Source organism: Asticcacaulis sp., assembly GCF_027484505.1.
GTDB lineage: Bacteria > Pseudomonadota > Alphaproteobacteria > Caulobacterales > Caulobacteraceae > Asticcacaulis.
In genome coordinates this window covers 1-12,041 of record NZ_JAIXSV010000048.1, presented here as the reverse complement: position 1 = coordinate 12,041, position 12,041 = coordinate 1, and the positions used below count along the sequence as shown (strand labels likewise).

Sequence of the window (12,041 nt, the reverse complement as noted above, 5' to 3'; positions counted from 1 at the left end):
CGGTTCTTGGCCATGATCTGCGCGCGTTCCTTCGGATAGCCGAGGCCGCGTTCACCGTCGAACAGCTTGCGATAGACGTCCTGAAGGTTCAGTTCGGCGGCCCAGCCAAAGCCCTTGGCGTAGGGCATGGAGATGGCGTTGCCGTCATTGATCTGACCGAAGAGGAAGGCGTCGGTCGGGTCGATGACCAGACCGCAGAACACGCCGGGCATCGAATTACAGGCCAGCATGGCGCCCATGCCGGTGCCGCAGCCAGTGACAACGAAATCCGCCGCTTTCGAATTCAGCAGGATACCGGCCAGCAGGCCGTTCATCACGTAGGTCAGCGAGGCGGAATCGTCGGCGCTGTACATACCATAGTTGAAAACCGTGTGGCCCAGCGGCTCAGCGACCGTCTTCAGGGCGTCGAAAATGATGCCGTTCTTGGCAGCCTGGCTGTTTTCGTTGATCAGTGCGATTTTCATAAAAGTCTTCCTGCGTGTTTTTGCGTGAATGTGCGCGTGAATGCTTCAATAGCGAGGTAAGCGGGGGACAGCAAGCCGCGAAGCCGTATGAAGGTCCGAAAACCGTTTGCACGTCGCTGTGCGCTTCCTAACCTGAGACAGCCCTTTGTCATAGCCGGAATTTTCGCCGGTGTGCATAATCACCGTTGAAAATGACACCGGTTTCCCCTACACATGAAGGCAATCAAGAATAATCAGCTAAAAAGTGGGGAAACGTGTCGGTTGACAGTGTCAGACTTACGGATGTGCGCAAGACCTTTAATGGCCATGAGGTCATCAAAGGCGTCTCGCTGGAGGTCAAAAAAGGCGAGCTGGTGGTCTTTGTCGGGCCGTCGGGTTGCGGGAAATCAACCCTGCTGCGCCTGATTGCGGGCCTTGAAACGCCGACCTCAGGCCAGATTGATATTGCCGGCCGCGATGTCACCTACGCCCACCCGTCCAAGCGTGGCGTGGCGATGGTGTTTCAATCCTACGCCCTCTATCCGCACATGACGGTGTTCGACAATATCGCCTTTGCCTTGAAGATTCAGGGCCTGCCCAAGGCCGAAATCGAGCACAAGGTCAATGCGGCCGCCGAGACCCTGCAACTGACGCATCTTCTGAAGCGCCGCCCCAAGGCCCTGTCCGGCGGGCAGCGTCAGCGCGTCGCCATCGGTCGCGCCATCGTGCGCGAACCCGATGTCTTTTTGTTTGATGAGCCGCTATCCAATCTCGATGCGGCGCTGCGTGGGCAGATGCGTGTCGAAATCGCGCGCCTGCATACCAAGCTCAACGCCACCTCGGTCTATGTGACCCACGATCAGGTCGAGGCCATGACCCTAGCCGACAAGATCGTGGTGCTGAATGCCGGACGCATCGAGCAGGTGGGCTCGCCGCTTGATCTGTATCGTAAACCGGCCAATCTGTTCGTCGCGGGCTTTATCGGGTCGCCGCGCATGAATACGATCAAGGCCCGTGTGCGTGAGGTGTCACCGGACGCCGTCGGGCTCGATTTGCCGCAGACCCTTCTGTCTGTGCCGCGCGTCGGGGCGCAGGTCGCGGCAGGGGCCAATGTGACCTTTGGCGTGCGCCCGGAAAACCTGCAGCTGGCTGCGGCCGACGAAGAGGCGCACCTGAGTGGCTACGTCATCCTGATCGAGCGTCTGGGCGGGGAAACCTTCGCCTATGTGACGCTGAAAGACAGCGAGGGCGAGCCGCTGATCATGAAGCTGGACGGTGAGGCGGCGCTCTATAACCATCAGGAAGTGCGCCTGAAAATCGACCTCAACCGGGCGCATCTGTTCGCCGAGGATGGTCAGGCGATTGGCGTGTCGCCGGATTTTTCTGATAAGACAGACGAGTCCGTCCATGTATAGCAACAAGTGGATCGGCAGCCTTTACATTACCCCGTTTGTGATCGGCTTTCTGCTGTTCACGGCCTTTCCGTTCATCGCCTCCTTTGTGCTTAGCCTGACCGATGCGCGGCTTCAGGATCAGTTGGGCGCGGCCAATTTTGTCGGCCTGTCCAACTATACCGAGATGGCGGCGGACTCGACGTTTCGTCAGTCGCTGGGCGTGACCTTTGCCTACGTCTTTATCACCGTGCCGTTGAAACTGGCCTTCGCCCTGTTCATCGCCGTGGTGCTGAATTTCAAGCTGAAGGGCATCGGCCTGTTCCGCACGGCTTTTTACCTGCCCTCCATTCTGGGCGGCAGCGTCGCCATTGCGGTGGTCTGGCGCTTCGTTTTCGCCGGTGACGGCCTGCTCAATCAGGCGCTTGCCGGTATCGGCATCGGCGGTGTCAACTGGCTGGGGGAGCCTACTACGGCCATGTTCTCCATCGTGCTTTTGCGCCTGTGGCAGTTCGGGTCAGCCATGGTGGTGTTTCTGGCCGGGCTGAAAGCCATTCCCGAAGACCTCTATGAGGCCGCCGATCTCGATGGCGCGTCGCGCCTCAAGCAGTTCTTCATGATCACCCTGCCGCTGCTGACGCCGGTGTTGTTCTTCAACTTCATCATGCAGATCGTGCAGGCCTTTCAGGAGTTCAATGGCCCCTACATCATCACTGCGGGCGGTCCGCTCAAATCGAGCTATCTGCTGCCGCTGATGATCTACGAAGAGGCGTTCAAATACTTCAATCTGGGCTATTCCTCGGCCCTGTCCTGGGTGCTGTTTATCATCATCGCCGTCTTCACCGCGGTGGCCTTCTGGTCGCAGAAACACTGGGTGTTTTATGCGCAGGACCGCGACGATAAGGGAGGGCACTGAGATGGCGTCTTCGCTAAATCCGGCCGATCACGGCTGGCGCAAACATCTGCCGGTGATCAATGCTTTCGTGCGCTATGGCCTGCTGATTCTGGTGGGCTTCCTGATGATCTATCCGCTGTTGTGGATGATCGGCGGGGCGTTCAAAAACAACGCCGAAATCTTCTCGTCCGTGGGCTTTATTCCCAAAAGTCCGACCACGGATGGTTTTATCAACGGCTGGAAGACATCTACCGAATATACCTTTGCGACCTACCTTCTCAACACCATGAAAATCGTGGTGCCAAAGGTGATTGTCACGGTCATTTCGTCGGTCATCGTCGCCTATGGCTTTGCGCGTTTCGCCATACCTGGCCGCAAGTGGCTGTTTGCCCTTCTGATGGCCACAGTCCTGTTGCCGAAATCGGTTCTGCTGATCCCGCAGTACCTGATGTTCCGAGAATTCGGCTGGCTCGATACCTACCTGCCGCTGTACGCGCCGCAGGCCTTTGCCACTGAGGGCTTCTTCGTCTTCATGATCATCCAGTTCATGCGCTCCCTGCCGCTCGATATGGAAGAGGCGGCGGTGATGGATGGCTGCAATTCGTTTCAGGTCCTGACCCTGATCGTTTGTCCCGTCATCCTGCCCGCCATTATTTCGGTCGCGCTGTTTCAGTTTATGTGGTCGATGAACGACTTCCTTCAGCCGCTGATCTACCTGTCCTCGGTGGAAAAATATCCGGTGGCGCTGGCGCTCAAAATGTCCATCGACGTCACCGAAGCGACCTCATGGAACGAGATTCTGGCCATGTCCACCATCGCGCTGGCCCCCTCTTTGATCCTGTTCTTCCTGGCGCAGAAATACTTCGTCGAAGGCGTCACCTCTGGCGCGGTGAAGGGGTAGGGCGATGGACGCGTACAGACTTCACCGCCGCTTCGTTCTGCTGGGCGCCTCTGCCGCCGCGCTCACCGCCTGCTCAAAGCCGCGCCCGGCCCCCTCAACCGGGCGTGAGTTACGCATGAGTTGGTGGGGCGGGTCTTCGGCCCACAAGGCGACGCTTGAGGCGCTGCGCCTGTTCGAGGAAAAGCACGGCATCCGCGTGCGCGGCGAATACACGGGCTTTGCCGGGCATCTGGAGCGGCTGACGACGCAGATCGCCGGGGGCACCGCCCCCGACGTCATGCAGATCAACTGGTATTGGCAGACCCTGTTCTCGCGCGACGGGACGGGCTTCTACGACCTGACCAAGCTGACGGACAAGCTCGACCTCAGCCAGTTTGATGCCCGCACGCTCGGCATGGGCACCAATAAGGGCGTGCTCAATGCCATTGCCGTGTCGAACGCCGCGCGCCTGTTTTACCTCAATCAGACCACCTATCAGAAGGCGGGCCTTAGTCTGCCCACGACCTGGGAGGAACTGTTTGCGCGCGGGCCGCAGTTCCGCGAAAAACTGGGCAATGGCTATTATCCGCTCGATGGCCTGTTTCTGGAGTTTATCGCCCTGGCGCGCAACTATGTGGTGCAGGGCACGGGCCAGCCGCTGATCAATGCCGAGACGAAATCGCTCAACTGTACGCGGGCCGACATGTACGACTTTGCGGGCCTTTACGCCCGCATGACGCGCGAACACGTCTGGCCCAGCGCGCAGGTACGCGCCTCCTATGGCAATGTGGCGCAGCAGGAGATGCGGCCGTGGATCAATGGCCAGTTCGCCGGCACCTTCCAGTGGAACAGCTCGATCGACAAATATAGCGATACGCTGGCCGGGAAGCAGACACTGGCGCTGGCCCCCTATCTGCTGCGGCCGGGCGCCAAGGATGCCGGGATGATGTATCGTCCGGCCATGATGTTCGCCGTCAACGCCAAAACCGCCTACCCGGACGAAGCGGCGCTGCTGATCGAGTTTCTGCTCAATGACCCGGACGGTATCCGCGCCATGGGCCTGAAACGCGGTGTGCCGGTGTCAAAGGCGGCGCGCACCCTGCTCGATAAGGAAGGGCTGATTACGCCCATCCAGCGGCAGAGTGAGGCGCAACTGGCGACCGCTCAGATCAACGTGGTTGAGAGCCCATGGTTCGAACATCCGCGCGTGCGCGACGGCTTTCAGGACATTCTGGAGGCGCTCGGCTATGGCCGCCTGAGCGAACGCGAGGCCGGCGACCGCCTCTATGACGACATCAACGCCATCCTGCACCGCGTCGTGCGATGACGGGGTTGCGCTGTCTGGCTGTCCTGCCGACGGCCCTGAGCTTTGAGGTCGATGACGGCTCGATCTGGGCCGCGGATGCCCCGCGCGAGGTGTGGGTGAATGGCGTGGTGGCGCTGCGGACAGACCGGAATGTCTTTTCGCTGTATGATCTGCGACCGGACACCCCATACGAAGTTCGCGTCGGGGCGGATCGGCTGGTGGTGCGTACCGCCGCGTGCAAGGCCGTGGTTGATCCGTGCGCCTTCGGTGCCAGAGGCGATGGCCTCAGCGACGATACGGCGGCGCTTCAGGCGGCACTGATGGCCTGCCCGCGCGGCGGGCTGGTGCGACTGAGCGCAGGGCGCTACCTGACCGCGTCCCTGTTCCTCAAAAGCGATATGGCTGTCGAACTGTGCGAAGGCGCGGAAGTGCTGGGTCACCGCGATATAGCGAAATGGCCGGTCTTACCGGGGCTATTACCGGACGCCGAGGGCGCGGAACGCACCTGTCTCGGTTCGTGGGAAGGCGAGGCGGAGGCCTGCCACGCCGCCCTGTTCAACCTGTTGTTTGCGCAGAACGTGCAGCTTTACGGGCGCGGTGTGATCGACGGTCAGGCCGGATTCGACACATGGTGGAAAAGACCCAAGGCGCGGTTTATCGGCTGGCGTCCGCGTCTGATTTTTATGGTCGAATGCGAGCAGGTCATACTGCACGGTATGACCCTGAGAAACAGTCCGTCGTGGACGGTCCACCCCTTGCTGTCGCGCGGTCTGACCTTTGCCGACCTGCGCATCGAAGCCCCGGCCGACAGTCCCAATACCGACGGCCTTAATCCGGAAAGCAGCACCGACATTGTCATCAGTGGTGTCGATTTTGCCGTGGGCGATGACTGCATCGCGCTAAAATCGGGCAAGATCAGCATGGCGCGGCGCAGCGTGCGTCCGACCCGTCGCGTGCGCATTTCCAACTGCCGGATGCAGAACGGTCACGGGGCCGTCGTCATCGGTTCGGAGATGGCGTCCGGTGTCTATGATGTATCCGTACAGACCTGTCTGTTTATAAACACAAATCGCGGCATCCGTCTCAAAACGCGGCGCGGCCGGGGCCGTGAGGCCGTGATACAGCGCCTTGATTGTCGCCACATCCGCATGGAAGGGGTGGGTACGGCCTTCGTGATCAACAGCTTCTACTGGTGCGATCCGGACGGCAAGACGGAACAGGTTGCGGACCGAAATCCGCGCCCGGTTGATGACGGTACGCCCTCAATAGGCCACATCCACCTGAGCCATATCGACGCCATGGGTGTGCGTCATGCCGGCCTCTACGTGCTGGGCCTGCCGGAACAGCCGGTCGATGGCCTGACGCTCGACCACATTCGTCTGCGTTTCGATCCCGACGCGCAGCCCGGCGAACCCGATATGGCGGCTTCGATTGCGCCCGTGGCGCGTCTGGGCGGCCTGATCGCCAATGTCAGACATCTTCGCACAAACGCGCTGGACATCGACGGCCAGAGCGGCGAAACCCTTACGCTGGAAAACGTCACATGCTCGACCTGAAACACAATATCCCTGTCGATGTCGCCGCGGCCACAACGCAGCGCCCGTTCGATCTGTCGCCTGAGACAACCACGTCTCTGGCGCGCTTTGGCGATGCCGTGCCCGCTTTCATCAGCGGCTATTTCCGCACCTGGGAACCCTATCGCCCGCACTGGAACTACGAAGACGGCGTGGTGTGGAAGGGGGCGCTCGACCTCTATCAGGTGACGCAGGACCGGGTGTTTCTTGACTATATTCTGGGTGAGATGCGCACGCGCGTCCTGCCCGATGGGTCCATGCCGACCTTCCACCCGCAGGAATACAATATCGATAACGTCAATGGCGGGAAGATCCTGTTTCCGCTCTACGCTATCACCGGTGAGGCGCGCTTTCGCACCGCGATGGACGTGCAGTTTGCGCAGCTCAAAGACCATCCGCGCACGCAGTCCGGCAACTATTGGCACAAGCAGATCTATCCGCATCAGGTGTGGCTGGACGGCCTGTTTATGGCCCAGCCGTTTCAGACGGAATACGCTCGCATCACTCAGGACGAAGCCCTGTTTGCCGATACGGTAGCGCAGTTCCGCTTTGTCGATCACACCCTGCAAAGGGGCAATGGCCTCTATGCCCACGGCTGGGACGAAAGCCGGGCGGAGCGCTGGGCCGATAAACAGACCGGTCTGTCCCAGAATGTCTGGGGCCGGGCCATGGGCTGGTGGATTGGGGCGCTGGTCGATGTCTATGAGGCCTCCGAAGGGTTCAGCCCGTCCCTGCGCGCCGATATTGCCGACATCACCCGCCGCACGCTTGAGGCCCTGCTCAAGTTCCGCTCGGACAACGGCCTGTGGTATCAGGTCGTTGATCAGGGCCAGCGTGAAGGCAATTACGAAGAGGCCTCGGCCTCGCTGATGGTCGCCTATGGCCTGATGAAGGCGGCGCGTCTGGGTATCCTGTCCGAAGCCGCGGGCCGTACCGGCGTCGAGTCGCTGAAAGCCGTTTGCGCGCGCTTTGTGACGCCGTCGGCGCTCAATGGTGTGTGCGGCGTGGCCGGGCTTGGCAATGTGCCCTATCGCGACGGATCTTACGCCTACTACCTTTCCGAAAAAATCACCCCCAATGATCCCAAGGGCGTGGGGGCCCTCATGTGGGCCCTGTCCGAAGGGATACGCACAAAGGACCCCCAATGAGCCTCAAAGAGATTGCCCAGAATTTCGTTTCCGCTCGCCGCGCGGCGCGCGCCCTCAGTGACTATCCGGGGCAAATTCCGGCGGTCCTTACGGACTCCTACGCCATTCAGGAAGAGGCGATCCGCCTTTGGGACCGCCCGGTGATCGGCTGGAAGATCGGCCGTCTGGCGCCGGAGCGTCAGGCCGAACACGGCACCGAACGTCTGGCCGGCCCCATCTTTGAGACGGTCTTCAAACCCTCCGAAGGCGAGGTCGAAATCCCGGTGTTCAAAAACGGGTTTGCGGCGGTCGAGGCCGAATTCGTCTTCCGCATCGGCGTCGATGCTGAACCGGGCAAGACCGAATACACCGAGGTCGAGGCCCTGCGCCTGATCGACGCGCTGTTTGCCGGGGTTGAGATGGCCGGCTCTCCGCTGCCGACCATCAACAAGCTGGGGCCGACGGTCGTGGCGTCCGATTTTGGCAATAATTTCGGCCTCATTCTGGGGACGCAACTGGCGGCCTTTGATGCCGCAAGCACGGTTGAGAGCTTGAGCGAAGCGGTGGTCAAGGGCTATGCCGCCACCACCGAAATCGATGGTCAGGTGGTGGGCGAAGGCGGCCTGTTCACAATGCCGGGCGGCCCGCTGAAGGCCATCGGCTGGCTGGCCGGGCATCTGGCGGCGCGCGGTCGTCCGCTGACAAAGGGCCAGTTGATCTCATCGGGGGCGACGACCGGCATCCACGACATCCTGCCGGATCAGTCGTCGGTGGTGACCTATGCGGGCCCGCACCATGAAACGACACACATTCGCCTGAAGACCGTCACCCTGACCGAGGCGCGCCCCGAACTCGCGTGATGTTTATGACACGGTGGCGGCACAGTGAGGCCGCCGCCTTTTTTATTCAGCCTTTGTTAAAGGGCCGCGCCGACTATGCGGCAAAAGCGCCGTCAGAGCGTCCTATCAGCGGGAGTGTACCTATGGCAGATTTGTCACCCTTTTAATCAACCTGTACGAAGGCGCTTGTCTTTTGTGCGCGCCTGTGTCTAGCTGAGATCACTGACACCGGTTACCATGCGTGTTTGACACCGGTATCATTTCAACATTAAAACATGCCCTCAATGGGCGTCCACTGCCTGATCAGCGCGCCACTCAAGAGCGTGCAGCAGGTCGAACGGGGAGTTACAAGATGAAAACCAAGTCCAACCACAGTCGCACTGCGTCCGCCATCGCCCGCTATGGCGTATCCGTTCTGGCGTTGGTCGCCACGGGCGCGGCTATGCCCGCACTGGCGCAGGAGGCCGCGCCGGCCGCTTCTGGTGATGTGGAAACCGTCGTCGTGACCGGTTTCCGCAACAGCCTTCAGACGGCGATCAACGAGAAAAAGCGTTCGACCGACATGGTCGATGTGATCAAGGCCGAGGACATCGGTCAGTTTCCCGACCTGAACCTCGCCGAATCGCTGCAACGCATTCCGGGCGTGTCGATTGACCGCGACGGCGGTGAAGGCAAGCAGATCACCGTCCGCGGCCTGAACTCCGAATTTTCGCGCACGCGCATCAACGGCCTTGAGGCGCTGGCCACTACGGGTTCCAAGGACTCGTCGGGCGGCACCAACCGTGGCCGTGGGTTTGACTTCAACGTGTTCGCCGCCGACCTCTTCAACTCGCTGACGGTGCGCAAGTCCATGTCGGCCGAAGTCGATGAAGGCTCGCTGGGGGCCACGGTCGATCTGCAAACGGCACGTCCGTTCGACTACAAAGGCTTCACCATGGCCTCGTCGGTGCAGTTTGGCTATAACGACAAGTCGGGCAAGACCGAGCCGCGCGGCACCTTCATGATCTCCAACCGCTGGGCCGATGGCAAGCTGGGGGCCCTGTTGTCTGTGGCCTATGGCGAGCGTACCGTCATCGAAGAGGGCGCCAATACCACCCGTTGGGAAAATGCCTATGCGGCGTCGAACATCGGACGTTTCCAGAGCTTCTCGACGGATGGCGGCAAGACCTTTACGGCCATTACGCCCTGTACCGGTGGGACGACGCCCGCCAACACGACGCGCGTCTGTAACACCAATTCGGCGCTGGAGCCGGCCCTGACCGGCGAAGCGGCCAAGATCTCCAATTCGCTGCACCCGCGCATCCCGCGCTTCAACCACTTTGAAACCGAGCAGAAGCGTCTCGGCGTCACTGGCTCGTTCCAGATGCGCCCGTTCGAAGGCACGCTGATCTCGCTGGACGGTATGTACGCCAAGTTCGGGGCCAACCGCGACGAGTGGGAAATCGAAGCCATTTCCTTCAGCCGCAGTGGTCAGGGGAACCCTCAGACGGACATCTACGACTATACGATCGACGATAAGGGCACCATCACCAAGGCCTCGTTCAACGATGTCGATATCCGTTCGGAACACCGCTTTGACGAGCTGACCACCACCTTCACCCAGGGCAACCTGACCTGGGATCAGACCTGGGGTGAGCGCTTCTCGACCAAGCTGATGATCGGTTCGTCGAAATCGGTGCAGGACACGCCGGAACAAACGACCTTCACGCTCGAATCCTATGATGTCGATGGCTATTCCTACGACTTCACCGACATGACGGCGCCGAAGTTTAATTACAGCACGAAGAATGGCTGTACGCCGGATCAGGCCTGCTACTGGACCTATTCGTCCAGCACGGCGAGCGGCGATGCCTCGCTGATCCGTCTGCGTCCGCAGCAGGTAACGAATAAATTCACCACCACGCGGCTGGATGCCAAGTTTGACCTCACCGATAATGTGACGATCAAGGCGGGCGTTTCGACCAAGAAGTACGACTTCAACTCGACGGAATCCGGGCGCTATACCACTGACGTCAATGCGCGTAATGAAAATGCCAGTGGCAATATCGTCACGGAAATCAACAGTAATATCGCCAAATACAGCCAGACGGTTTCGGTGGCGGGCAATACCTATCTGATCCCCAATCTTGACCTGATCCGCTCGACCTTTGGCTATGACTGTAACTGCGCCAATAGCTGGGGCACCTTCACCACCAATTCGACCAACTCGTCGTCGCGCACCAATAACCGCGTCGCCAGCGAAACCGACAATGGCTGGTTCCTGCAAGCCGACTTCAGCGGTGAGATCGCGGGCCTGCCCTATCGCGGCAATATCGGTACGCGTCAGGTCGAAACCAATCTGGTGGCGACGGGTATCGTCGGGACCGCTACCGGCTTCAAGCTGACGACGGTCGAACGCTCGTATAAGGACGATCTGCCGTCGTTCAACCTGATGATCCAGCCGGTGCCGAGCGTCTATCTGCGCTTTGCCGCCGCCAAGACCATGGCGCGTCCGACGCTTCTGTCGATCATTCCGGGTGGCGGTTCGGTCAGCACGACGAACAAGACCATCACCACGGGTAACCCGGCTCTGGATCCGGTACGCGCCAATACGCTCGACTTCTCGGCCGAATGGTACGTCGATAAGGACACCCTGTTTACGGTGGCCCTGTTCAAAAAGGACATCAAGTCCTACATCCAGCAGCGCCAGACCCAGGCCAAGCTGTCGGACTACGGCTATAATCCGGCCGATTTCGGCGAAGCGGCGGACGTCACCTATACCGTCACCACGCCCGTCAACACGCCGGGCGGTGAGCTGAAAGGCTACGAAATCTCGCTGCAAAAGCCCTTCCACTTCCTGCCGGGCTTCCTGCGTCACACGGGTGGTATCATCAACTACACCAATGTCGAGTCGCAGATTAACTACTACACCTCGGCCACGGCCACGACGACGACGCGCGCCAACCTGCTCGGTCTGTCGCCCAAGGCGTGGAACATCACGGCCTACTACGAAGACGACAAGCTGTCGGGTCGTGTTGCCTTTGCCTATCGTGACGGCTACCTGTCGCAGCTCAATCCGGGCTCGTCGGCCGACTTCTGGGGCAAGAACGAAACCTTCAATATCGACGCTCAGGTCACCTATCAGATCAACAAGAACCTGACCTTCATCCTGGAAGGGATCAACCTGACCAACGAAGCCGATGACCGCTTCATTGCCTACAACACCGTGCAGGGCAATACGGCGCAGGACCTGCTTTACGACTACTCGAAGTCGGGTCGTCAGTACTATCTGGGCCTGCGCTACAAGTATTAAGGCGGCCAGAGTGTAAAGTAGCGTAAGCGTTCAACAGCCTTCTGATTTAGAGCATTCGTCGGCTAAGTTGAGCCGCCGAATGCTCTAATTATGTCTAACGCCTCATGTTTTTCCTAAAAGTGGTGTCCACTTTTCGGCATGAGGCTCTAGGCTGTGGTGACGAATTAACGTTTGAGATCTTCCTCCTCCCCATTTTATGGGGAGGTGCCGAGTTTACGAGGCGGAGGGGTATCTTACGGACGGTTATACCCCTCCGTCAGCTTCGCTTCGCTCGCTGCCACCTCCCCACTTCGT

Annotated in this window: 9 protein-coding genes; 8 read left to right on the top strand and 1 reads right to left on the bottom strand. The window is 60.0% G+C overall.

What is annotated here, in order from left to right; all coding sequences use genetic code 11:
- Nucleotides 1-464 (bottom strand): RpiB/LacA/LacB family sugar-phosphate isomerase (locus Q0072_RS02330; protein WP_298325149.1); only part of this gene is annotated, 464 nt, incomplete at its 3' end.
- 254 nt (nt 465-718) lie between these two features.
- On the opposite strand from Q0072_RS02330, the gene ugpC reads away from it, so the two are divergent.
- The 8 genes from ugpC to Q0072_RS02290 all read left to right on the top strand — a co-directional run bounded on the left by ugpC (nt 719) and on the right by Q0072_RS02290 (nt 11,747).
- Complete coding sequence (gene ugpC, locus Q0072_RS02325; RefSeq protein WP_298325146.1) at nt 719-1,858, top strand: sn-glycerol-3-phosphate ABC transporter ATP-binding protein UgpC; 1,140 nt, start codon at nt 719-721, stop codon at nt 1,856-1,858.
- The gene (locus Q0072_RS02320) at nt 1,851-2,750 is read left to right on the top strand and encodes a carbohydrate ABC transporter permease (RefSeq protein WP_298325143.1); all 900 of its coding nucleotides are present in this window, start codon (nt 1,851-1,853) and stop codon (nt 2,748-2,750) included. Before ugpC ends, Q0072_RS02320 begins: the two co-directional genes overlap by 8 nt.
- A 1-nt stretch (nt 2,751) precedes the next feature.
- Nucleotides 2,752-3,630, top strand: coding sequence for a carbohydrate ABC transporter permease (locus Q0072_RS02315; RefSeq protein ID WP_298325141.1), 879 nt, complete (start codon nt 2,752-2,754; stop codon nt 3,628-3,630).
- Between the two features lie 4 nt (nt 3,631-3,634).
- Complete coding sequence (locus Q0072_RS02310; RefSeq protein WP_298325137.1) at nt 3,635-4,936, top strand: ABC transporter substrate-binding protein; 1,302 nt, start codon at nt 3,635-3,637, stop codon at nt 4,934-4,936.
- Nucleotides 4,933-6,471, top strand: coding sequence for a glycoside hydrolase family 28 protein (locus Q0072_RS02305; RefSeq protein ID WP_298325134.1), 1,539 nt, complete (start codon nt 4,933-4,935; stop codon nt 6,469-6,471). The genes Q0072_RS02310 and Q0072_RS02305 overlap by 4 nt, the downstream gene beginning before the upstream one ends.
- Nucleotides 6,459-7,637: a glycoside hydrolase family 88 protein gene (locus Q0072_RS02300; RefSeq protein WP_298325129.1), complete on the top strand. Its 1,179-nt coding sequence runs from the start codon at nt 6,459-6,461 to the stop codon at nt 7,635-7,637. The genes Q0072_RS02305 and Q0072_RS02300 overlap by 13 nt, the downstream gene beginning before the upstream one ends.
- Nucleotides 7,634-8,476, top strand: a complete 843-nt coding sequence (locus Q0072_RS02295) for a 2-keto-4-pentenoate hydratase (protein ID WP_298325126.1) — start codon at nt 7,634-7,636, stop codon at nt 8,474-8,476. The genes Q0072_RS02300 and Q0072_RS02295 overlap by 4 nt, the downstream gene beginning before the upstream one ends.
- 331 nt (nt 8,477-8,807) lie before the next feature.
- Complete coding sequence (locus Q0072_RS02290; protein WP_298325122.1) at nt 8,808-11,747, top strand: TonB-dependent receptor; 2,940 nt, start codon at nt 8,808-8,810, stop codon at nt 11,745-11,747.
- Nucleotides 11,748-12,041 lie beyond the last annotated feature (294 nt).

Coding starts and splice junctions, on each gene's coding strand:
- Q0072_RS02320 (WP_298325143.1), top strand. CDS start 1,851: ATGTATAGCAACAAGTGGATCGGCAGCCTTTACATTACCCCGTTTGTG.
- Q0072_RS02315 (WP_298325141.1), top strand. CDS start 2,752: ATGGCGTCTTCGCTAAATCCGGCCGATCACGGCTGGCGCAAACATCTG.
- Q0072_RS02310 (WP_298325137.1), top strand. CDS start 3,635: ATGGACGCGTACAGACTTCACCGCCGCTTCGTTCTGCTGGGCGCCTCT.
- Q0072_RS02305 (WP_298325134.1), top strand. CDS start 4,933: ATGACGGGGTTGCGCTGTCTGGCTGTCCTGCCGACGGCCCTGAGCTTT.
- Q0072_RS02300 (WP_298325129.1), top strand. CDS start 6,459: ATGCTCGACCTGAAACACAATATCCCTGTCGATGTCGCCGCGGCCACA.
- Q0072_RS02295 (WP_298325126.1), top strand. CDS start 7,634: ATGAGCCTCAAAGAGATTGCCCAGAATTTCGTTTCCGCTCGCCGCGCG.
- Q0072_RS02290 (WP_298325122.1), top strand. CDS start 8,808: ATGAAAACCAAGTCCAACCACAGTCGCACTGCGTCCGCCATCGCCCGC.